Raw genomic sequence first — 22,618 nt, 5'->3', positions numbered from 1 at the left:
GTCTTGCCGGACAGGGCCTGAGCAATGTCTGTGTCCGACCATGTCGAGAGGATTGCCTTGCCGATCCCGGAGGCATGGATCGGCCCGCGCCGCCCGGGACGAAAGAAGGCCCGCATCGGTGCATGGCCCTCGATCTGCGAAATGAAGACGACGTCACCTTCATCCTCAATGGCGACATTGGCCGTCCCGCCGCATTCATCCATGAGCCGCTTTAAAAATGGGCGGCTGATCGCGCCAAACTTGCGATAGCGCAGAAAAGCGTTGCCGATCTCGAAGGCGCGCACGCCGATCGTCCAGTCGCCGGATTCGCCAATCGCGGACGGCAGCGTGAGCAGCAGAAGTTGCCACTGCCTGGGACAGTGTCGCGGGCAAGACTTGTCGCTGCGGCGGTGCCGAAGTGCAGCAACCTCTTGCCGGACCGCTCTTCCTACGCTCCATTTGCAACAGTCACGGCTTCGGACGGCCAGAACTGGTGGCATCGAGGCGGGTAAGGTCGATCAAGATCGACCGGATTTGCCGCCATGGCGGTTCGTTGCGTGGACCTTCGTCCTCATATCTCAGCACAACAGCATGGAGATTCGCGACAATTCCCGCGATGGATCCGGCAGGCTCCGTCCAAAGGGCTGCCGCCAGCTTGTCGAGATGGGCTTCCGCCTCTACCTCGGCACGCCTGGCACGACTGTAACCCAGACGCTCATCCATCGCGTCCCAGGCTTGCTGTTGCGCACGAAGAATGGCTTTCGCCTCTCTCCGGGCGTCGGCGGTCTCTGCTCCCCCGCCAAGCAGGGAATCGACCGCGCCCGCCGTAAATACCATGACCGGTTGCTCCATGGCCGCTGCTCGTATTTCAACCCGAGGAAAGCCCATAGCCGCGACCAGACGCCGTTCAAGACGCTGCTGCGCCCGACACTGCGCCTCGACCTTTTTGTGCGCCGCCATCCTTTCTCGCCAAATGCAAAGCGCCCGCTCATCCATTGCTGCCAAGCGGTCGCGCCGCAATCAGGTGTGCCATTTGCGGTTTGTTCTGCCAGCCCATACCGCCGTACCCGCGAGCAAGCCTCTAGAGGTGACTGGCGACAAAGTTCTACTATTTTCAAAATCAGCCATCAATCCGAGCTCCCTAATCACTTGGTTTATGGTCAGGCTGTACTCGGCATCCTTGTACAGCCGCACTCGCTGAAATTGCCGACAGTTGCCGCTCTTTCAGGCATACCTCCGCTCACCATCCGCACGCACCCGTCGTAGAAGGTGGCCTTCCCCTTTCAGTTCCACCGCCCTGTGGGGCAAACCATCAGGTGACCATCGAGCTCGCGTTCAAGGAACTGGATCCGCGTGCTCAGTGCCGACAAATCGTTATCGTCCAGAACCGATATGGCATTCATCACGTTCACCGCTAAATCTGGGGTATCCGGCCATGCCACTTGTCGCAGTCGTGACGGCTGAGCGGTGGCTGAAGATGGCACGTAGAGGGCCATGCTGTCTTCTGTCGCTGTCATGTCCATCAGAGGGTCCTCGCGGTTGAAGCGAAATCAGTGAAACTCTATAGGTAATCTGAAGCACTTGAGGTGTATTTTGCTTACTTCTGCACAGCTCCGAGCCGCAAGGGCTCTGCTACGATTAGATCAGTCTGGTTTGGCTGAAAGCGCCGGAGTTTCCGTTGAGACGATAAAGCGCCTAGAAAAAATGGAAGGTGAGTTACTAGCCGTGACCGGCACGACGTTAGCCAAGCTGCAGTCAGCCCTCGAATAGGCAGGCGTCATATTCATTGACACGAATGGCAATGGTCCAGGGCTAGGCGGTGATGGAATTCCGCCGTCAAGGCTTCCTCATAGTTGGGCCAAGAATGTGCGTGAGTCGATCTGCCATCCCTCGAAACGCATTTCAGGTTCGAGGCCGCGGGTCGAGACATTCAGACAAAGGAATCGTTGACGATACTTAGCGCGCGAGACTCTAGTGTGGACCAGGGCACTGAGGGTCCGGAGAAGGTTGCCGGTTAGAGGCATCGCCTAACGATGGTATCCATTCGTCGGTTTGGTACCTCGCGAAAAGTTCACGACAACCGCAATCAACACCGTGCCTACAATGAAAACGAAGGCCGCGGCAGCGATCGCGGGGCTGATATTTTCCCGTATCGTGGAGAACATTTGCCGTGCAAGCGTCCGCTGGTTTGGGCCGGCCACAAACAGCGTCAGCACGACTTCGTCCAACGACGTCGCAAAAGCGAAAACAGCCCCAGATACGATACCTGGGAGCGCGAGCGGCAAGGTGACTTGTTTCAGCACCCTAATGGGTGCTGCGCCGAGACTGGCTGCCGCCTGCTCCAACCGGCGATCAATCCCCTGCAATACCGCCAGGACGTTGACGACGACAAAGGGCACCGCCACCACAGTGTGGGCGATAATCACCCCAAGATACGTGTTGGTCAAAGCATATCGCGCAAACATGAGCTGCATGCCGACGCCCAGCACCACCGCCGGCACCACCATCGGCAAGAGAAAAATCGTATTGATGGTCGTAAGGACAAGCGAAAGCTGCTTGTCCCGAAGTCCGAGGGCACCAACGGTTCCCAGGAATGTCGCAAGCACGGTGGTGCCACATCCGATGATGAGGCTGTTGATGATGGACCGCTGCCACACACCGGCGGTGAACAGCTCACCGAACCACCGGGTTGAGTAACCAGGAATGGGATAGTTGAGGAAGACACTGTCGGTGAAAGCGAGCGGCAGGATCGCAATCAGCGGTGCGATCAGAAAGAAGACCGTCGCAGAACCAAAGATCAGTTTCGAAAAACGCAACACGTTCACGCACTCATCTCCCGTTCTGACGAAAGCCTGAGATATATCGCGTAGAGGATCATTGTGGCCGCCAGGAGGACCAGTCCAAGCGCCCCGGCCATGCCCCAGTTGGCCGCGCCCGTGGCATAGTAGGCGATCACCGAACTGATCATCTGATCCTTCGCACCGCCGATCAAGGCCGGCGTGATGTAGTAACCGAGCGCGCTCATGAACACCAGAAGCGAACCGGAGACGACGCCGCGCAGCGCGAGCGGCAGCAAGACATTCAAGAATGCCCTGACGGGATGAGCACCCAACGACGCGGCGGCCGGCATCAGATTTTTTGGGATACCGATCAGCACACTGAAGATCGGAAGCACCATGAAGGGAAGCAGGACATGGGTCATGGCGATGATGACGCCGGCTCGGTTGAAGATCAGCGGTATCGGGCTGGATGTTACGCCCGAATGCATCAAGACCGAATTGATCAACCCCCTGTCCTGCAACAAGATGAACCATGCCGCGGTTCGCACCAGCAGTGACGTCCAGAGCGGTAACAGCACCGCACCCAGCAACAATTGCCGCTTCCAGCCATCGACCGAGGCAGCGATCATCGCAAAGGGAAATCCGATCAAGACGCACGCCCCTGTCACCGTCAAAGCCATCACAAACGTCCGCAGCATGATGGCCCTGTTCGCCGAAGCATCAGCCGGAAGAAAGGCAATTGCACCGGACGCGTCCCGTTGCAGATCAACTGCTGCCAAAAGATTGCGGTCTGTGATTCTCGAAGATGCAGCCACGCTGACGGCCTGCCAGTAGGAAATGTCACCCCATCGCTTGTCCAGCGCAACAAGATCAATGCTTCCGGCGACGTCCAAAGCAGCCTTACGTGTTTTGGGCATCAAGGTGCGAAAGCCGGATTTGGCACTGTTCAGCCGCCGGACAAGATCCCCGAACAATTGGTCGTCGCTGATCTGGCGCAGGTCGGCCACCAAGGCAGCTTGCATTTCAACCGTTGGGGGGCTGGTGCGATCCCAGCTCGAAACCGACCTCGCGGTGGCGGGGAGTGTGCGTGCCGCCACCGGGTCGGACACAGCGGACTTCATCATAGTGACGAGCGGCAACGCGAAAAAGACAATAAGGAATAGCAACAGCGGCGCGACAAGCGCCAGGGAAATTACCCGTTTGCTGAGTCTTGGCGGATTCATGGGCGAACCACCCAGCAATCGGACGGCAGGAAGGAAAGTTGCACCTCTTCACCAATCGAAAGCGTGGGCTGGCTGCGGTCCGTCGTGACGATCAGCGACTGGCTGTCGCTTTTTGCAACCAACCGCAAATGATCTCCGTGATAGACGATATCTGAGACGGCGGCGGTGATGTTGTTGCCCGCAGCCTCCCGGCGTCCCACCTTTATCCGCTCGGGTCTTATCGACAGGCAAACACTGCCGTTTGGACGAAGGTCCATGGCTGTTTCAACGAAAACCTGCTGGCCGCCGGGCAACTGGACACGGGCGGTAGCGCCTTCGATGCTTCGTACGGAACCCCAGACCAGATTTGTCTCGCCAATGAACTCCGCGACGAATTGCGTGCTCGGATGGTCATAGATGTCCGAGGGTTTGCCAATCTGTTCTATTTTGCCGCGATTAAAAATCGCGATGCGATCCGACATCGTCAGCGCCTCCGATTGATCGTGCGTCACAAAGACGATCGTCAGCTTGAGCCGCCGATGCAGATCCCTAATGTCCAGTTGCATTTGTTCGCGCAGTTGCTTGTCCAGTGCGCCGAGCGGCTCGTCCATCAAAACCACTTCGGGCTCGAAGATCAGTGCACGTGCCAATGCAACCCGTTGCTGCTGTCCGCCCGAGAGCTGTGACGGACGTCGCTCGGCAAGTGAGCCAAGCTGCACCATTTCGAGCGCCTTTCCCACACGCTCCTTCACCTCCGCACGCGGGAGGCTGCGCATTTTCAAGGGGAAGGCGACGTTCTCCGAAACCGTCATGTGCGGGAAGAGCGCATAATTCTGGAAGACGACACCCATGTTGCGTCTGTGCGGCGGCAAACTGTCAATTCGTTTGTCGCCCGCCCAGATTGCGCCGCTTGTCGGATTCTCGAAACCCGCAAGCATCATGAGTATCGTCGTTTTGCCAGAACCGGAGGGACCAAGCAGGCTGATGAACTCCCCCTTGCCGATCTCAAGATTCAGTCCCTCGACAACGGTGAGGAGCCCGAAGGATTTGCTGACCTCCTCCAAGCGGATAAATGGATTGTTCAACGTCGATCACCTCAGCACTCGGAAAGCAATGCGCAATGGCGGCGGCCCCGACAAACCGCGAGCCTGCACGTCACGACGGCGAGGGCAGGACCGCGTATGTCTCAGCGCTCATTCAGAACTAAGTTATTGCGCGAGCCAGGCATTGAACCGCTGTGTCAGAGCCTCGGAATTGTCGGTCCAGAAATCAACATCCAGGGAAATCGCTCCCTTGAGATTGTCCGGCGAAGTCGGAAGCTCGGTCTGGAATTTTGCAGGCACGAGTTTGCCCGCCTCGATGTTGGGAAGTCCGTAGGCGATGTATTCGGGCAATTTAGACTGGTTGTCCTCCTTGCTCGCATAGGCGATGAAGTCCATCGCCGTGTCCTTGTTCGGGCTGTCCTTTAGCACTACCCAACTGTCGATAGCATAGATGCTGCCCGGAAACACAAAGCCGAAGTGCTTGCCTTCGGACCTGTTCAAACCGCTGATACGACCGTTATAAGCAGTAGTCATGACCACCTCTCCCGAGGAGAGCAACTGAAGCGGCTGTGCTCCGGCCTCCCACCAGACAATGTTCGGCTTCAGCTCATCAAGTTTTTTGAAGGCTCTGTCGACGCCTTCCGGGGTGGCAAGAACGGAGTAAACCTCATCGACAGCCACACCGTCCGCCATCAAGGCGAATTCAAGCGCGTATTTCGCTCCTTTGCGTAGGCCCCGCTTGCCGGGAATCTTCTTCGTGTCCCAAAAGTCGGCCCAAGAGGCTGGCGCTTGTTTCAGCTTGTCGCCATCGTAGGAAATTCCAGTTGACCAAACGATCGCGCCAACGCCGCAATCGCTGACGGCAGCGGGTAAGAACTTGGACTTGCCGCCCAACTTGTCCCAGTTGACCTTTTCGTAAATACCGTCCGCGCAGCCAAGCGCAAGTTCTTCGGCCTCAACCTGGACCGCATCCCAATTTGGAACGCCCGCTTTCACCTTGGCCTGAAGCACGCCGTATCCGCCATCCCAACTCTCATCGAGCACCGGCTTTCCGGTCTGCTTTGCAAACGGCTCGAAATAGATTTTGCGCTGGGCGTCTTGGTAATTACCGCCCCATGACACGATTGTCAGATCACGGGCTTCAGCGGTCGCTGTTCCGATGGTCGCCAACGCGCATGCAACCAACGCTGCGTTCAGAATTTTCATCGTCATTCCCCTTTTTTTCTATAACTGTGCTAAGAAACCACAGTTTGACTCGAATGAAAGCCTGATAAAGCGCGCGGTGATTAAAATCACCGTTATACAAGTCAATATGTCGGCGGGGTTATCGCGCTTAAGATCTCGCTCTTCTGCTCGCCCACATTGCGGAAGCGATGGGGGAGCCGGCTGTCGAAGTAATACCCATCGCCCTTGTTCAGGATCTTTTTCTGGCCGCCAACGGTCACTTCCACTGCTCCTTTGATCACCATTCCCGCCTCTTGCGCGGCATGCGCGATGGCTTCTCCGGTGTCAGCGCCGACCGCGTAGGTCTCGTGCAGCATAAGAAGTTGCCGGTTAGGATGGTTGAGGCCGATAACGCGGTATGAGATGGTGTCGAGCTTGCCGATCTCCACCAATTCCTCCCTTCCATAGAACGGCGTGTACGGCAGGCTTGACTGAAGATCGCTAAAGAACCCTGGGAGCGTCGTGCCGAGCGCGTCCAGCACCGCACTCAACGTGTCGATTGACGGACTCATCTTGTCCCGCTCGATCAGGGAAATGGTAGAATGGGAGATTCCGGACCTCACCGCCAGCTCTCGCACGCCCAAATCGCGCCTGCGCCGCATCTCTTTCAATTTGACGCCGATTTTTGGCATTGGATCTTCCCAAGATTGGAGTGCCTCCTCGAAACAGCCTGTCACCGCACGAGGTGCAGAACGCGCCGCCTTTGGTGAATATACTGAACAGATGCTTCGCCAGCAATTGCAGTAACCCGGCAGGTGCATAATTGTGACGACATTCCTCCAACAGGTAACCCGGAGATTCAAATGGCAAACCGCTCCAACCAATTGGGTGACAAGATAAGGCATCTCAAGCAGCCAAACGTTCTCTCGATTTCGGATACTGCTGCAATTGAGGCCGCGGTCAAGGACATCATTGCGAATGTGCGTGCACGCGGAGACGATGCCGTCGGAGAATATGCACGCACCTTTGACCGATCCGATCTTGTCACATTCGAAGTGAGCCTCGAGGATCGCCTGGAAGCCATTGCCAATCTCGATCCCCAGACTAGGAAAGACACTGAGTTTGCCATTGAGCGCGTAAAGACGTTCGCCGAAGCGCAACTCCGAACCATACTTCCGCTCGAATTCGACGCGCTTCCTGGACTGCACCTGGGACACCGGGTCATTCCCGTTGCGGTTGTAGGAGCCTATGTGCCTGCTGGCCGATATCCGATCCTATCTGCACCCGTCATGACCATCGTGCCGGCGAAGGTCGCCGGCTGCGATCATGTTATCGCCTGCTTGCCGCCCAAGGCCCATCCGGCCATGATTGCTGGCTGCCATTTGTCGGGCGCCGACAGGATTTTCAAGGTGGGCGGCGCGCAGGCCATTGCCGCCATGGCGTTCGGAACCGAAACCATTCCCGCCGTCGACAAGATCGTCGGACCGGGCAACGCCTACGTCAATGAGGCCAAGCGGCAGGTGTTTGGCCAGGTGGGCATCGACCAATTAGCAGGCCCTAGCGAAATTTATATCGTTGCCGACGAAACAGGCGACGCGGAGATGATCGCCACCGACCTTCTGGCGCAAGCCGAGCACGATGTCAGGACCCGCGTTGGCCTTATCACAACCGATCAAAAACTGGCCGAGGCTACACTGGAGGCGGTCGAACGCCAGCTTGAAACACTGCCCACGGCCGACATCGCCGGCGTCGCCTGGCGCGACTATGGTGAGATCACCGTTTGTGCTGATGAAGCCGCAATGATCGAGTATTCGGACCATATCGCTGCGGAACACCTTGAGGTTCACACGCGCGATGCCCATTCCACGGCAGGAAAGTTGCGCAACTACGGTTCTCTTTTCATTGGGAAACTTGCGAGCGTTGTCTACTCTGACAAGTGCTGCGGGACGAATCACACGCTTCCGACCATGGCCGCAGGACGTTACACCGGAGGTCTCTGGGTAGGTTCCTACGTCAAGGTGTGCACCCACCAATGGCTCGACGAGCGCGGTGTGGCCGCAGTCGCTCCCCCCTCGGTACGGCAAAGTCATACAGAGGGCATGGAGGGCCATCGCCGGGCGGCAGCGCTTCGACTTAGCCGGCAATAATAGCTTCCGTCTAAGGATCGCGCATCGGTTCGCCACAGCTCATTAGCCGATCAGCCCATTCACTCAGCGGCGATTTCGAACGCCAAGGGATCGGGTTGGAGCGCGGCCAGAACGTCTCCGGCGTTGAGGACTGCGGTGGGAGCGTGCGCGCCTACGTAATCGAACTCTTGGTCAAGAAGTCGCTCGACGACCTCGCAAACAAGCGGTGCGGTGAAAGCGTAGATGTCCCGCCCTCGCGCAACAGCCCGCCGGATAGCTCCATTGCGCCTGGCCACGACATCGACAACGAACCGTTGTGCCGAGCTCCCGGCCGCGTCCACCGCCTGCGGACTGGGCGTCGATGCATCGCGAACGTTTTTTAAACTGACCTCACTCAAATATGTATGGAGTTCCGCGTGCTTACATGCCTTGAGATCAGGACTATCTCCGAGAACGGCATTTCGATCATGAGTTGGCGGCCTAGCGAATCCTCGAAGTTCCATTCCTTTTGCGCGGGACGGAAGTGACAAGGGACTGAAACGCCCGTCAGGACGACCATGCGCTGCAGTGTTCCGCTTCCCGGTGACGCGTGTTCCGCGTGTGGAGTGCCAGCTATCGAGGCCGATCATGGCGCCGCGAGCTGGTTGCGTTGGCTGGGCTGCTCGCCCCTCATCTTGGTTACAATCAGACCGCGCTCAGTTCGGTTCGCATACTGCGGACGGAAGCTGTGCTTCACGACGTCCCGGTACTCTACAAACCAGGCGCGGTGTTCGTATTGCAGGGAAGCAAGCAAGGCATCCTCGAGGGGGAAATCTTTCTCTACGATGAAGACCACTATCTGGCGATTTCGGTACCCGTCCCATTCCGAATGGAGTCGACAGCCAGTTCGGAGCGGCCATTACTTGCGGTCTATGTCGAGTCCGATATGCAGATGGCAGCCGAGATCGCCATGCAAGTGGAGAATCACACAGAACTGGCGAGCGACAAGCCGCGAGGTCTCGTGTCGAGCTAGGATGGCTGCCGATATCGAGGATGTCCTCATGCGCCTCCTGATGGCACTTCGCAGCACCGTTGACATTGCTATCCTTGGTGCCAGCATATTGCGGGAACTGCATTACCGAGTCTTGGTTGGCCCGCAAGGCGGCGCGATGATCGCCGCTCTCCAGCAAAAAGGCACATCCGGAAAGGTCGTCCAGAGCCTAGCCTGGTTGAGGGAAAACTATAGCTCTGAAATTTCGATCGCCGATCTGGCAAGAGAGGTGGGCATGAGCGTTCCTTCCTACCATGTCCATTTCAAGGACCTCACTGGCAATAGTCCAATGCAGTATGTGAAAGCGATGCGGCTCCACGAAGCAAGATTGATGATCGCGCGCCAAAACAGGACGATCGCAGAGGTGTCCGGTTCAGTCGGCTACGCGAGCCCGGCTCAATTCAGCCGAGACTTCAAACGGCATTTCGGGCGTACGGCATCGGAAGAAGCGAAATGGGTCCGATGTCACCTTGGCGAGCTTGCTTGAACATCATGATTAGGACCGTCCGCTTTTGGCCGGGCAGATGTAGCGATCTCCTATTGGCAAAGTGGCGTTCGTTTTTGCGATCGGGCCGCTAACGCATGTCGAGCAGCGCCGATCCTGTCGTTTCAAGGGCAAAGGCTATCTTCTGAATGGTGTCGAGGGAAATGTTCCGCTTTTCCCGTTCGATGCCGCTAAGATAGGCTTGGGTCAGTCCGGTGCGGAAGGCAACTTCTTCTTGCGAGATAGCAAGCTCTGCCCTGCGGATCCGCATATTGCGGGCGAGAACCTTACGAAGCGCAAGTGGGTTGACCGAGTCCATTGCCATCACCGTTCATGATCGGCTCGCCATGGCTATCTACATTTTCCGTGAATGCTGCGACCGCTCGCTTACCACCCGGCTCAGGCACCTTAACGAGAGGAGAATGGGCAGCAGCGACTGCCGCATCGGCTGCTAGCGACACTGTTTGTGCGCTGGACCGCGCCTCGGTACCCGAGCGCAAACCTCTCCGGGTGACTGGCGGCAAAATTCTGCTCTTCTCAGAATCACCCATGGATCCGAGTTCCTTGATAACTTGGTTTATGGTTAGGCTGGACTCGGTGCTGCTATAAGCACCTTGCGCAACCGCTCATTGAATTGCTGCCAATTGCCGTTCGTCCGGGCGCCTCCGCTCCGGAGCTGCACGCTCCAGTCGGAGAAGGTTGCCCTATCGTACCGGCTAGGCAATGTGAGCTCTCAACGTCGCCCGCGCGAAATGAGGCGCTTCGGCCGCCATAGGAAGCGGGGCGGGCGTCAACTCGGCAATGAGATAACGATACCCTGTTCAGCGGAAATGGTTGCCCATCGCGTTGCTCCTATGGTGTGCTACGTGCTATTCAATTGCGCACCATGCCCAACATTGGGCGCTTTGTCAACACCATGCACAACGTTGGGCATAATGCCAATTTCTTCCGCACAGTGCCGCGCCGGTAGGGCGCTTGTCGAAATGGATCAAGCCAAGCTTGCCGAGGCTGCAAATGTTTCACGAAATACAGTCGTCGACTTTGAGAGAGGACGACGGACGCCAAACACCAACAATCTATTGGCGCTGCAAAAAGCCCTTGAAACTGCTGGTGTAATTTTCGTGGACGAGAACGGAGAAGGTCCGGGTGTAAGGTTGAGAAAGGAAGCCAGATGAGCTTTAGCCGGACGATTCTAAACATTTCAGCGCTCTCATCGCTTGGAAAACAATCCGGGCTGACGTGAAGGGCCGTCACCACAATGGGCCCTAACGCTGCGCGAGCCGAAACCTTGGCATAAAATGTTGTTCCTCTTTGGCCCTTTATGCGATCTTTTCGGCACGAACTATGGACAGGAAGCGGTCCGAGCTGTTCGGAGAAAACCTACGCAAGACGTGCTCACGCGGTGATGCCCCGCGCAAAGCTGCATGATCGTTGAGCGCCCGGCACTAAGACGGCCGCGCACGCATTGGCAGCATGCCTGGAGTTTGCTGCCACGCAACAACGATTTTTATGTATCAATGAATTTTCACTAGGAGCGTTCAAGACAAAGCAGTTTGTCGCGGCAAGCATATTGAGTTACAGTGTGTGTGGGCGTAATGAAACGCGGGGAAGACAGAGTAGTCATGCCCGTATTAAGTAGTTATGGCCGAAAGTAAATTCAGTTCATCCTCGCACCCAGCCGTTTGATTCAGCGTTGAGGAGGGGTCATGCAGCCCAATGAGGTCGCTGGCGAGATCGCGTCACCGAGTGAGCGGACAGCCTATGCGATACCACGCCGCATATCAGTGCTTGTCGTAAGCGATGTGCGCCTCGTGCGCGAAGGCATCGCTCAGGCTCTCGACCAGGATAAGGCACTGCATGTAGTCGGCACGGCACCGCCCGAACAAGCGGGTCAGGCCGTGGCGCGCTTCCGACCCGATGTAGCCCTGCTCGACATGCGAGTGGCGATCGCATTGGAGACGGTGCACGCACTGCGCTCGATGCAGTCGGCGCTCGAGGTCGTGGCTCTGGGCGTCACCGAATCCGAAAAAGCACTGCTTGCCTGCGCGCAGGCTGGCATATCGGGATTAATCCCGCCCAACGCCTCTACTCAGGAGGTGTCCAAGGCAGTGCAGAGCGCGATGCGGGGCGAACTCATCTGTTCGCCGAGAATGGCAGGCATATTGCTGAGCCGCATCCGTATGATGGGATCGATGCCGGACGAACAGTCGGGCAGCGACGCTCTCACGAAGCGCGAACACGAGATCGCGGTGCTCATCGGCGAGGGGCTGTCAAACAAGCAGATCGCCTTCGCGCTCGGCATCCAGAATGCCACCGTCAAGAACCACGTCCATAACGTCCTCGGCAAGATGCGGTTGAGCCGGCGCAGCCAAGTGAGCGCGCGCTTGCGCAACGTGGCGGTGCTAGGCCTCGATGCTTTTCGCCATCCCGTCGCTGCCTTTCCGTCGGAACAAGCAGCCCAATCCTGGGTCTGACCAACTTTTCCCAGCACAATCACGCTTGCCTGGCCTCAAAGTCAGGCAATTGCCGCATCCGGTCCTCGCCGGTCCCACCATCAGCAATCCGCGACGGATCTAGTTCCTTTGGTCTATTCCGCAGCTCTTTTCGCGTCGAAATTCCATTTTCGACCCGAATAAGCAATCGCGCCCGGGCAACAAATCCTCCGACGGCAGGACGAACGCCGGGCCATGGTCTAGACCTTGGTATGAACCGCTTTTGAGCCGATCAGTTCATTCGCGACGGCGCGAACGGTGAGATGATTCATGTCTGCGATACGCTGTGGCGCGGGCTAGACCCGCGCATTCCGCCATTCCGCGACAGGCGGCCGTCCGGTCGTGATCGAAGAGAGGAGTCCACATGCCCGTAGCCCTTCTCCAACCCGGCGTTTACATCGAGGAAGTCCCGAGCGGCGTGCGAACGATCACCGGTGTCGCTACGTCGATCACCCTGTTCATAGGCTGGGCGAGACGCGGCCCAATTGACAGGGCGCTGCGCATCACCAGCTTCGCTGACTTCGAGCGCCTCTACGGCGGTCTGGTCAACGAGGAAGAGGCCTATCTCGGCTATGCCGTGCGCGCCTTCTACCAAAATGGCGGCTCCGACGCCTATGTGCTGCGTATCACACAAACTGAAGCTGGGAACGCCGCAGACAACGCCGCCACCGCTACCGCTTCGTTCGGCGACCTGAGCGTTTCGGCGAGTTCGCCGGGCGGCTGGGCCGCGGAAATCAGCGTGCGTGTGACGCTGCGCGCCGACGACAACACACGCTTCACAGTCGACGTCATCCAGCCCTCCGCGAACAGCGCCGTGCTGGAAACCTTCGCGAACCTTTCGTTCGATCCCGCCGACGCGCGCTTTGCTCCGAACGTCGTCAATGGCCGTTCAGCCTTCATCGATAATCTCGCCTTTGCCAGCAATCCGCCGGTTGCGCCCACGCCCGGCACCCAGGCGCTCGCGGGCGGGGCGGACGGCGCGTTCCTCGCACCCAACGACGCGGCGTTCACCGGGCCGTTGGCCAATGCCTTCGCCACCGGCGGTATCGCCGACCGCATTGATCTCTTCAACATCATCTGCGTTCCCGGCCTGACAAATCCGACCGCCGTCGGCGACCTGCAGACCCGCGCCCAGGAGCGTCGAGCGTTCCTGGTGGTCGACTGCGATCCCGCCGCGGTCGTCGGTGATGTCGGCGATCTCGACAGCGCGATCATCGGCGCCGATGCGCGTAATTCGGCTCTGTACTTCCCTTGGATTCGCACCGCCGATCCGTTGCGGGCAAACGCTGTCCGCGCATTCCCGCCAAGCGGCTATGTCGCCGGAATTATGGCGCGCACCGATGCGACGCGCGGTGTCTGGAAGGCGCCGGCCGGCACGGAGGCCAGCCTCAACGGCGCGCTCGGCCTGACGATCACCATGAGCGACGCCGAGAACGGCCAGCTCAATCCGCGCGGCGTCAACTGTCTGCGCACCATGCCGGTCTTCGGCAATATCGTCTGGGGCTCGCGCACCCTGCACGGCGACGACCAACGCGGCTCAGAATGGAAATACACGCCGGTGCGCCGCATGGCACTATTCCTTGAGGAAAGCCTGTTTCGCGGCACGCAGTGGGTCGTGTTCGAGCCTAACGACGAACCCCTTTGGGCTCAGATCAGGCTGAATGTCGGCGCATTCCTGCAGGGCCTGTTCCGGCAAGGCGCCTTCCAGGGCGCGACGCCGAGGCAAGCTTATTTCGTCAAATGCGACCGCGAGACGACGACGCAGGCCGACATCAATCTTGGCATCGTCAACATCCATGTCGGCTTCGCGCCGCTGAAACCCGCCGAATTCGTCGTTCTGCGCATCCAGCAGATCGCCGGCGACGTGACGACCTGACCCCGAAAGGAATAACTGATGGCACAGTTTTCCGTCAATCCGCAGCGTTTCGACCCTTACAAGAACTTCAAGTTCCGCGTGAAATGGGATGGCCGCTACGTTGCGGGCGTCAGCAAGGTCTCGGCGCTCAAACGCAGCACGGAAGTCGTCGAGCATCGAGAGGGCGGCGATCCCTCGACCGGGCGCAAGTCGCCCGGTCGCACCAAATACGAAGCGATCACGCTGGAACGCGGCGTCACGCACGACCTGGAGTTCGAGCGTTGGGCCAACAAGGTCTGGAATTTCGGTTCCGGCCTCGGCGCGGAAGTGTCTCTTCAGGATTTCCGCAAGGACATCATCCTTGAAGTCTACAACGAAGCCGGCCAGCTCGTCCTTGCCTACAAGATGTTCCGCTGCTGGGTGTCGGAATTTCAGGCGCTGCCTGATCTGGACGCCAACGCCAACGCCGTGGCGATCCAGACCCTGAAGTTGGAAAACGAGGGGTGGGAGCGCGACGTCGATGTCGTCGAGCCAACGGAACCCCGCTTCACCGAACCTGCCTGATAGGGCGCAACCATGCAGCTGGAGAACCAGAGCGAAAGCGAAGTCCTCGACCTTTGGGAACAAGGCGTCGGGCTGGACCGCTGGCGGCGCGAGGAAGCGCTGCTGGCAGTGTCCGGAACGCCGCCGCGTGGCCTTGGAGCGCGCAACGTCGCGCTCCTTGGCCTGCGCAACGCCCATTTTCACGGAGCCTGGCCGATGCGCAGCACCTGCCCACAATGCGGCGCGGAGGCCGAGTTCCGGGTGGACAGCGCCGAGCTGGCGGCAAAGCTGGCGAGCGCCGATCCGGATGAGCGCCAAGAGTTCGACTGGCGCGGTCTGACGATCATCGCCCGTGCCCCGACTGTGGACGACCTGCATATTGCAGCCAAGGCCGCCCATCCCCTCAAGGTTGCGCGCGCCCTGGTGGCGCTCTGCATTGAAGGAGCCGGTCTGGCAGATTACGATGACGATGCCATTTATGACCTGGGCGACCGTCTCGAGGCGCTCGACCCCGCCGCGACCCTCCAGTTCAACCTGACGTGCCCCGATTGCGCGCATGCCTGGCCGGCGCTTGTCGACGTCGCCGACGCCGTATGGCGCGAGGTGCGAGGCGCGGCCGAACGGCTCCTGCTCGAAGTCGACGCTCTGGCGCGGGCCTATGGCTGGACGGAAGAGCAGGTGCTGGCGCTGTCGCCGACACGCCGAGCCGCTTACCTGCAACTGGCGGAGGCGCAATGAGCAGGTTCCTGGCCAACCTCGCCGGCCTCGCACTCGGGCAGCCGCCTGCCGGGGCCGCGCGGCTCTCATTGCCGCCACGCTTTTCGGGCAGCGACCATACCGACATCGTTTCCGGCCTTGAACAGGTCGAGACAGCGCCCTCGAGACCGGTAAGCCCGTCGCTGTCGGTGGAGCCGTCAAGACAGGCTGAGGTTCGACGCGAGATGGCGGCCACGCCGATTGTGGAAACGGTTCCGGTCCGGGCTAGCCCACCCCGCGAAAAGTCGGCGTCTCAGACGTCGTTGCCGATGGCGCGACAAACCGAACTTCCGCGATCCTTCGAGCGTGTGCTACCCGACACTCGACCATCTGCGTTACGTGCCATTGAACACACACAGGCAGTTCGCTCCGCGACCGAAACGGCGGCGCCGGCTCAGCCGAGCCCTCCCGTCCGCAGCGAAACGATCGTCAGGCATATTCGTAACGATCCTTCTCCCCGGCAGGCGGCGCCACTCACTGAGGCGGCATTGGCGAACCGCGCCGTGGTCGAGCGCGAGGCACGGCCTGTCGTCAACGTCACGATTGACCGCATAGAGGTGCGTGCGCCGCGTGAGACGCCGCAATCGCAAACGCCCCGCCGTGCCAAGCCTCAGCCCTCCGTGTCGCTCGCCGACTATCTCGGAGCGCGGTCTTGAGTTCGCCGCTCGCCATCGGCGCAGTCTCTGCGGTCCTGCGCAATCTGCTCGACGACGGATTGATCGAAGCCGGCAACTCGATAGGGGTGACCGTGGACGTGAGTGCCATCGCGCCCGACACGATCGACCTGGACGACGCCGAGGCGCCGCCGCGCCTCAACCTCTTCCTCTATCAGGTGACGCCCAACCAGGGCTGGCGCAATGCTGCGCTGCCGTCGCGCAGCTCCGTCACCGGCGAACGGCTGACAAACGCGCCGCTCGCGCTTGACCTGCACTATGTGCTCACGGCTTACGGGCGCACCGATTTCCAGGCAGAGATCCTGCTGGGCTATGCCATGCACCTTCTGCACGAGCGCCCAGTGCTGGACCGCGAGGCGATCCGCCGCGCGCTCGACCCGAGTCCACTCGACGTCACAATGCTGCCGCCCGCCGTTCAAGCACTTGCCGCGTCGGACCTCGCCGATCAGGTGGAGCAGATCAAGATTACGCCCGCCGTGATGAGCAGCGACGAGATGTCGAAGCTATGGTCGGCCATCCAGTCCCACTATCGCCCTTCGGCCACCTATCAGGCCTCCGTCATATTGATCGAGGGAACACGGTCCGGTGTCTCGCCGCTGCCGGTTCTGTCGCGCGGGCCACGCGATCCCGTCACCCATCGCGAGCACGGCGTGTTCGTCAATCCGGACCTCTTGCCGGCCGTGCCGACCCTGTTCGAAGCCGAGCCGCAATTCAGCCAGACAGGCGCGCGTCTCGGCGAGCCGGTGACCGTGACTGGTGCACGGCTGGCGGGTTCCGGTCATTCCGTCCTCCTGCGCCATCGCCTGAACGAGGAGCCGTTCGAACTGCCGCCGGATTCGGTGTCGGCCAACGGCCAGTCGATGATCTTCACCTTGCCCGACAACCCGGCTGCGCGCCAAGCGCTTGCGGCGGGGCAATTATCGGTCGGACTGCGACTGTTGGTCAACGGCGAGCCCGGCCCCCGCGAAACCAACTCGATCCCGCTGATCCTCGCGCCGGCGGCAGATTTCGCGGGAGCCGATCTACAGCGCACCGCCAACGTCGTCACCGTCGAACTCGAAGCCTCGCCGCAGGTGCGCACGCAGCAGAAGGCCGTGCTCATCATCGGGACAACCGAAGCCGTGGCCGCGCCGCGTTCCAATGCTTCCGATCCGCTGGTTTTCAGCTTCGATCCGGCGCTCCCCGATGGGGAACAACCCGCGCGCCTGCGCGTCGACGGGGCCGACAGCATCCTCATCGACCGCACCGGCGATCGGCCGATTTTTGCATCAGATCAGGTCCTCGAGGTGCCGTGATGGACGCATCCGAACACATCCGGACCGAGCCACCCGCGCGCGCCTGGGATGAACTGAATCGCGAATGGCTGATCGCGGCGATTGCCAGGCTGCGGGAGCGCATCGAGGCCGGCAACGGCCGGGCGGAACATCCGACGGATTGCATCGTTGCGACCGCTGCGAATGGCTTCTTGCCTGCCCTGACTGGCCTTGCGGCTGCGTTCGGCCTCTCGCCGTTCGAGCGCGAGCTTTTGCTTCTTATGGCTGGCCTAGAACTCGACCAGCGACTTCGCGAAACCTTCGCCCGCTTCACCGGCGATGCGGCAGCGCGGGCGACTTTCGGTTCGGCACTGGCGCTGCTCGTTTCGCCGCACTGGGATGCGCTGTCACCCCAGGCTCCGCTGCGCCATTGGCACATGGTCGCGCCTGAACTGGCGAGCGTGCTGATGCTGGCGCCGCTGCGTCTTGATGAACGCGTGCTGCATTTCGTCGCCGGAATTCCCGCGTCTGACGTCATCCTGGCCGGGCTGGTGACACACCACGGCGACGGTCACACCGAGCCCGGCAATCTGCCGCTGGCCCGGCGGATCGCGACGGCCATCGCTAAGCGGGCCATAATCGTGCTTGACGGCGGTGCCGACGCAGAACGGCGCGACCAGGTTCTGGCCGCGGTCACCACGTACGGCATGGGAACGCTCTGGATCGACGCCGGCGACCTGCCGGGCGATCCAGAAATGATCACCGTTCTGGCTCGCCATCTCGACCGCGAAGTCGTGCTCGGCAAGGCGGTCCCGATCCTCAACGTCACGGACGCATCCGCACGCAGCGCAAAGGCGCTTGCCTCACGCATGACCGCCGGCACGATATGGCTGGGCGAAAACGCGCCCGAACTTGACGCGCTGGCCGGCGGCCGCGTCGTGCTTCGCTTCGAGCTTCCCGCCACAGGCGCCACCTCAACGCGGGCCGCCCTTTTGGCGCGTTGTTGCGACACCTGCGGGCGTGACGCGGCCACCGAGGCCGAGCTGGAACGCGCCGCGCAGCATTTCAGGCTTGGCCGGAGCGCCATCGACAGCGTGGTCGAGGCTGTTGGCGCAGCCGAACCTTCGGCCCGCGCCGATGCTGTCTGGCCGGCCGCCCGCGCAGCCGCCCGAGGCGGTCTCGACGGCCTCGCCCAGCGCATTTTAACCCGCGCCTCGTTCGACGACATCGTGCTCCCGAGCGGCCAGACGGCCATGTTGCGCAACATCGCCCGGCAGTTGCGGCACCGCGAGCGCGTCTATCGGGACTGGCGTTTCGGCGAGAAATACCAGCTTGGACAAGGACTTGTCGCGCTGTTTGCCGGTGAGTCAGGCACAGGAAAAACGCTTGCCGCCGAAGCCATCGCCAACGAGGCCGGGCTCGACCTCTACCGGGTCGACCTGGCCACGCTGGTCAGCAAATATATCGGCGAGACCGAGAAGAACCTGAAACGGTTGTTCGACGTTGCCGATTCCAGCGGCGCGGTCCTGCTCTTCGACGAGGCCGATGCACTTTTCGGCAAGCGCAGCGAAGTCAAGGACAGTCACGACCGCTACGCCAATATCGAGGTCGCCTATCTTCTGCAGCGGGTCGAGGCCTATCGCGGCCTCGCGGTGCTGACCACCAACATGAAAAGCGCGCTCGACCGCGCCTTCCTGCGCCGCATCCGCTTCGTGGTGAACTTCCCCGTACCGTACGCCGCGGCGCGCGAACAGATCTGGCGACGGCAGTTCCCACCGGCCGCGCCGCTCGGCAAGATCGACTTCAAGGCGCTCGCCAGGCTCAATATCTGCGGCGGCAACATTCGCAGCATTGCCGTCAGCGCCGCCTTCAAGGCGGCTGATGCAGGGCGTGCCATCGACCAGGCGCTGCTGATGGCCGCCGCGCATGAGGAATTCGCCAAGCTGGAGCGCAGCATGGGCGGCGACCGGGGGAGGACGGCATGAACGGCGCCCCCCGGCAGGTTTTCGTCAGGATCGGGCGTCTTCGCATCGAGTCCAATGCACATGCCGGACTATCCGCATCGGGCGTTTCGTCGGATATTCAGGCCGCGATCGAGGCCGCACTTGCCGGAACGGGCCGACCGATGCCAGGACACCCCGTCGGCGGGATAATCGCCGGCGAAGTTGCCTCGCACGTTCGTCAATCGCTAGGGCAGGTTCCGGGCGGACCGAAAGCGGGGCCGCGCCGATGACGAGGACCATTGCTCCGCGCGCTCAACGTGCGGCGGCCCCCAAAGCCGCGAGAAGGATCGTAGCACCGTCTAGCCATCCGAACGAGCGCCTCGCCGACCGGCTTGCGTCGAGCGTCGTCTCGCGGTTCGATCCGAACCGGGTTGGTGTGACCGCCTCCTTAGCATCGGCTGGCGCAGTGGCCGGAGTCGCCGCGCCACAAACGGTCGACGATGTTCTGGATGGACCCGGAGAACCCCTCGACGGCGGCGCGCGGGCGTTTGCCGAACCACGCTTCGGACGCGACTTCTCCAATGTTCGCATTCATCGGGACCGCGAGGCCCAGCGATCCGCCGCCGATATTGGCGCGCTTGCCTATGCAAGCGGCAATCACATCGTTTTGGGCCGCGGCGCGTTTGCCCCCGAAACACCCAGAGGGATGAGCCTCTTGGCGCATGAACTGGCGCATGTGTCCGACCGCGCCGAGCGCATCATCTGGCGCAAGACAACAGTCGATCTCAACGATTTCGATTCGGGCAATTTTGCTGACGCCACCTTGACGACCTACCTAGAGAAGCTGCGGGACACCGGCAAGATCGAGGACAACAGCGACAGCGACGACAAGGCACGCGGCGTCGTGCGCAAATGGCTGGCGGGAGGCGACGCCTTTTCACTCGAACCGGACATCAAGGTCCTGCTCATCAAGGAGATGCAGTCCGGCTTCACCGGCAACGACGACGAACGCGCAATTTTGAACTTGCTCGAGAAGAGCGCCTGGCCCGACATCGAGGCCATGTTCTCGGCGGGGCAACTCGACCCCGATGACCTCGACAGCGACTTCCAGGGCGACGAGGAGGACGTCCTGCGCGACTTCTACGACCGGCGCTTCAAAGGCGGCCGCAAGGCGGCGCTCGCTGGCAAGGCGACGGGTTTCACCCAGCAACCCGAAAGCAAGATAGGCGCAACCTACTCCCATGTGGCGCTGCGCACGGTGATCGACGAATGGATCGCTCGGCTCTCGCTGCTGGTGCGCGACCGCCAGCCCGACGCACGCGAAGGCCTCATCGACACTTTCGTGCGCGAGGAAGCGGGCAAGCTGGAGGCGCAGCTGGCGCTGTTCTCCACGGACGATCAGGCTATCGCGGGCCAGGACCTGGCAGCGGATCGCGCCAAAAAGGATGCGCAGGCCACAGCGATAGACAACGAGATCGAGGCGGCCGCGACCCAACAGAAAAAGGACGCGCTCGGCCGGCAAAAGCTGCTCTTTCAAGGCGAGGTGCTTCTGCTTGACCTCACGCTGGAAGCGGTGTTTCGCGATGTCGCCATGGCATCCCCGGCTAAGAAGAAAGACTTCCAGAAGCTGACCACGCCACTCGACGCGAAAACCAAGCAGGCGGCCAAGGACGCCATCGCGCCGCAGACCGCCGCAGCCATCCAAGCAGAAGCGACGGGTGCACCTCCCCCTCCGCCACCCGCCTTCAAGCCCGGACCGCTGTCGGGAGAAACCGACACATACGAGGACAAGGTGCGCAAGCGCATTCCCGGGCTGATCACGAAACTATGGGACCAGCAGGCGAAGAACCGCACCGCCGCGGATCACAGCGACCCGAAGAAGTCACGGTCGATGAAGGACATGCAGAAGATCGCCAACCAGGCCAAAGACGAGGTGGACCAGGTCTTCGGCAGTTTCTACGACAAGGGCAAGTTCACCGCTTTCCAGGGCGACAAGCGCAATGTCGCCGGCAAGCTTACGAAGAAGGGCAACCTTCGAGACGCATGGCAGGTCGAGGAGGATCGCCGCAAGGCAAGCTCTGGCTATGAGAAGCAGAGTGCGAAGTTCTGGCTCTTTTATCTGATCCAGAACGACCATGACGATCCCAATGCCGTGGATATGGCGGAGATCAACACCGCTCATGACGCCACGCCCGCCTTCGGCGACGACTCCGCGCCGCTGAACGACGAGGCCAAGGCCATCCGCAAGGCGGGGGATCCCTTCGTCACTTCCGAAAAGACGCGCCTGTTCGAGATCGGACGCGGCTGGGATGCGTTCGAGCAGTCCGGCGATATCTTCATCCAGCTCTTCAAGAACCCCAACGCGACCCAGGACAGGGTGTTCCTGTGGGACATGTATCTGGTGCTGATGCACGAGTACCTGCACAAGCTTGCGGCCAAAAAGTACCACGATTACGCCGAAAAGCTCGGCGGCGAACACAGCACCCAGGGCAACACGCTCATCGAGGGCGTCGATTCCCTTTTGACCGAAATCGCATGGTCGAGCGCCGTGCAGCACGCCAGCACGCCCGCGGTGCGCGCGATCGTCGAACCCGACGCAGTGGCGACTGGCGCGCCGTTCGACATCGATCTCCTGCCCAAGATGCCCGCGCGCCGCTACGCGAACTTCGACAAGGCGGTGAAGCTCACCTCGGTCGTCGGCATACGCAATCTCTACGCGGCATATTTCCAGGGTCGGATCGACCTGATCGGAGGCGCCTGATGACTAGTTGCGCCACACAACTGCGGGAGTTGCTGGATGGCCGCTTGACCAACTGGCGCGGATTGCCGCCGGACTGCTCGCTGAGCGCCATAGCGAAGGCATTCGGCGGCGTGTCGATGCTCGATGCTTCGGCGCGGCTTGGCAGCAAGTCCGTGTCCTGCACCCGCTCGAGCGCCGAAGAGGCGCCGCTGACGCTCTGGCATTCCGGCGAGACGATCCTCCTTGCCGAATGCGACCTGCTCTCCACTCCCGTGCCGATGCCGAGCTTCGATCCTGCCGGGATTTTCAGGATGGATGTCGAATGGGGCGCGGCCACGCTGAAAGGCGGAGAGATGCTGACTGCGGCGCGCGGGCTTTCGCTGATCGTCACCGACGACGCGAACGTGGTTACCTGTTTCGGCTTTTCTCCGATGTCCGCACAGGACTATCTCGCAACACGCAGGTTGCGCGGCCAGCGCCTGACGCCCCTTATTCCCCACCCAATCGATGGAGCCGCGCGATGAGGTGTCGGCCCCCTTCAAAGGCAATGGCGC

At 60.8% G+C, this 22,618-nt stretch carries 21 protein-coding genes and 2 pseudogenes; 13 read left to right on the top strand and 10 right to left on the bottom strand.

What is annotated here, in order from left to right:
- The 8 genes and pseudogenes from AAAB35_RS11950 to AAAB35_RS11915 all read right to left on the bottom strand — a co-directional run.
- A pseudogene (locus tag AAAB35_RS11950) lies at positions 1–396 on the bottom strand (IclR family transcriptional regulator); the annotation flags it as partial.
- A gap of 51 nt (positions 397–447) precedes the next feature.
- The gene (locus AAAB35_RS11945; protein ID WP_340668504.1) at positions 448–939 is read right to left on the bottom strand and encodes a hypothetical protein; all 492 of its coding nucleotides are present in this window, start codon (positions 937–939) and stop codon (positions 448–450) included.
- Between the two features lie 323 nt (positions 940–1,262).
- Entirely contained in the window at positions 1,263–1,502 is a 240-nt protein-coding gene (locus AAAB35_RS11940; protein ID WP_340668503.1) for a hypothetical protein, read from the bottom strand.
- Between the two features lie 504 nt (positions 1,503–2,006).
- Positions 2,007–2,804 carry an ABC transporter permease gene (locus AAAB35_RS11935; RefSeq protein WP_340668502.1) on the bottom strand — a complete coding sequence of 266 codons (798 nt, stop codon included), beginning with the start codon at positions 2,802–2,804 and terminating at the stop codon, positions 2,007–2,009.
- Positions 2,801–3,982: an ABC transporter permease gene (locus AAAB35_RS11930; RefSeq protein ID WP_340668501.1), complete on the bottom strand. Its 1,182-nt coding sequence runs from the start codon at positions 3,980–3,982 to the stop codon at positions 2,801–2,803. The genes AAAB35_RS11935 and AAAB35_RS11930 overlap by 4 nt, the downstream gene beginning before the upstream one ends.
- The gene (locus AAAB35_RS11925; protein WP_340668500.1) at positions 3,979–5,046 is read right to left on the bottom strand and encodes an ABC transporter ATP-binding protein; all 1,068 of its coding nucleotides are present in this window, start codon (positions 5,044–5,046) and stop codon (positions 3,979–3,981) included. The genes AAAB35_RS11930 and AAAB35_RS11925 overlap by 4 nt, the downstream gene beginning before the upstream one ends.
- A gap of 123 nt (positions 5,047–5,169) precedes the next feature.
- On the bottom strand, positions 5,170–6,210 hold the full coding sequence (locus AAAB35_RS11920) for an ABC transporter substrate-binding protein (RefSeq protein ID WP_340668499.1): 1,041 nt from the start codon (positions 6,208–6,210) through the stop codon (positions 5,170–5,172).
- A gap of 101 nt (positions 6,211–6,311) precedes the next feature.
- Positions 6,312–6,860: a cupin domain-containing protein gene (locus tag AAAB35_RS11915; protein WP_340668498.1), complete on the bottom strand. Its 549-nt coding sequence runs from the start codon at positions 6,858–6,860 to the stop codon at positions 6,312–6,314.
- A 171-nt stretch (positions 6,861–7,031) separates the two neighbouring features.
- Between AAAB35_RS11915 and hisD the strand changes: the two genes are divergently transcribed.
- A complete protein-coding gene (hisD, locus tag AAAB35_RS11910) occupies positions 7,032–8,315 on the top strand; it encodes a histidinol dehydrogenase (protein ID WP_340668497.1) in 1,284 nt (427 codons plus the stop codon).
- Between the two features lie 59 nt (positions 8,316–8,374).
- Here the strand turns inward: hisD and AAAB35_RS11905 are convergent, their stop codons facing one another.
- Positions 8,375–8,692 (bottom strand): hypothetical protein, encoded by a 318-nt coding sequence (locus AAAB35_RS11905; RefSeq protein ID WP_340668496.1) that lies wholly within the window; start codon positions 8,690–8,692, stop codon positions 8,375–8,377.
- Between the two features lie 191 nt (positions 8,693–8,883).
- On the opposite strand from AAAB35_RS11905, the pseudogene AAAB35_RS11900 reads away from it, so the two are divergent.
- Positions 8,884–9,811 (top strand): annotated as a pseudogene (locus AAAB35_RS11900) (AraC family transcriptional regulator).
- An 88-nt stretch (positions 9,812–9,899) separates the two neighbouring features.
- Here AAAB35_RS11900 and AAAB35_RS11895 read toward each other — a convergent pair.
- A complete protein-coding gene (locus AAAB35_RS11895) occupies positions 9,900–10,127 on the bottom strand; it encodes a helix-turn-helix transcriptional regulator (RefSeq protein WP_340668495.1) in 228 nt (75 codons plus the stop codon).
- A 616-nt stretch (positions 10,128–10,743) separates the two neighbouring features.
- Between AAAB35_RS11895 and AAAB35_RS11890 the strand changes: the two genes are divergently transcribed.
- The 11 genes from AAAB35_RS11890 to AAAB35_RS11840 all read left to right on the top strand — a co-directional run bounded on the left by AAAB35_RS11890 (position 10,744) and on the right by AAAB35_RS11840 (position 22,588).
- Entirely contained in the window at positions 10,744–10,983 is a 240-nt protein-coding gene (locus tag AAAB35_RS11890; protein ID WP_340668494.1) for a helix-turn-helix transcriptional regulator, read from the top strand.
- 531 nt (positions 10,984–11,514) lie between these two features.
- Positions 11,515–12,282 carry a response regulator transcription factor gene (locus AAAB35_RS11885; protein WP_340668493.1) on the top strand — a complete coding sequence of 256 codons (768 nt, stop codon included), beginning with the start codon at positions 11,515–11,517 and terminating at the stop codon, positions 12,280–12,282.
- Positions 12,283–12,718: 436 nt separating this feature from the next.
- Positions 12,719–14,176 carry a phage tail sheath subtilisin-like domain-containing protein gene (locus AAAB35_RS11880; RefSeq protein WP_340668492.1) on the top strand — a complete coding sequence of 486 codons (1,458 nt, stop codon included), beginning with the start codon at positions 12,719–12,721 and terminating at the stop codon, positions 14,174–14,176.
- Positions 14,177–14,194: 18 nt separating this feature from the next.
- Complete coding sequence (locus tag AAAB35_RS11875; RefSeq protein ID WP_340668491.1) at positions 14,195–14,719, top strand: phage tail protein; 525 nt, start codon at positions 14,195–14,197, stop codon at positions 14,717–14,719.
- Between the two features lie 12 nt (positions 14,720–14,731).
- A complete protein-coding gene (locus AAAB35_RS11870; RefSeq protein WP_340668490.1) occupies positions 14,732–15,436 on the top strand; it encodes a hypothetical protein in 705 nt (234 codons plus the stop codon).
- Complete coding sequence (locus AAAB35_RS11865) at positions 15,433–16,110, top strand: hypothetical protein (RefSeq protein WP_340668489.1); 678 nt, start codon at positions 15,433–15,435, stop codon at positions 16,108–16,110. The genes AAAB35_RS11870 and AAAB35_RS11865 overlap by 4 nt, the downstream gene beginning before the upstream one ends.
- Complete coding sequence (locus tag AAAB35_RS11860) at positions 16,107–17,423, top strand: Pvc16 family protein (RefSeq protein WP_340668488.1); 1,317 nt, start codon at positions 16,107–16,109, stop codon at positions 17,421–17,423. Before AAAB35_RS11865 ends, AAAB35_RS11860 begins: the two co-directional genes overlap by 4 nt.
- Positions 17,423–19,366: an ATP-binding protein gene (locus AAAB35_RS11855; RefSeq protein WP_340668487.1), complete on the top strand. Its 1,944-nt coding sequence runs from the start codon at positions 17,423–17,425 to the stop codon at positions 19,364–19,366. The genes AAAB35_RS11860 and AAAB35_RS11855 overlap by 1 nt, the downstream gene beginning before the upstream one ends.
- A complete protein-coding gene (locus tag AAAB35_RS11850) occupies positions 19,363–19,614 on the top strand; it encodes a hypothetical protein (RefSeq protein ID WP_340668486.1) in 252 nt (83 codons plus the stop codon). Before AAAB35_RS11855 ends, AAAB35_RS11850 begins: the two co-directional genes overlap by 4 nt.
- Entirely contained in the window at positions 19,611–22,085 is a 2,475-nt protein-coding gene (locus tag AAAB35_RS11845; RefSeq protein ID WP_340668485.1) for a DUF4157 domain-containing protein, read from the top strand. Before AAAB35_RS11850 ends, AAAB35_RS11845 begins: the two co-directional genes overlap by 4 nt.
- Entirely contained in the window at positions 22,085–22,588 is a 504-nt protein-coding gene (locus tag AAAB35_RS11840) for a hypothetical protein (RefSeq protein WP_340668484.1), read from the top strand. Before AAAB35_RS11845 ends, AAAB35_RS11840 begins: the two co-directional genes overlap by 1 nt.
- Positions 22,589–22,618: the final 30 nt, after the last annotated feature.

The organism is Phyllobacterium sp. (assembly GCF_037994425.1).
Classification (GTDB): Bacteria; Pseudomonadota; Alphaproteobacteria; order Rhizobiales; family Rhizobiaceae; genus Phyllobacterium.
Note: the sequence above shows the minus strand (reverse complement) of the source record. Positions and strands in the feature narration are given on the sequence as shown.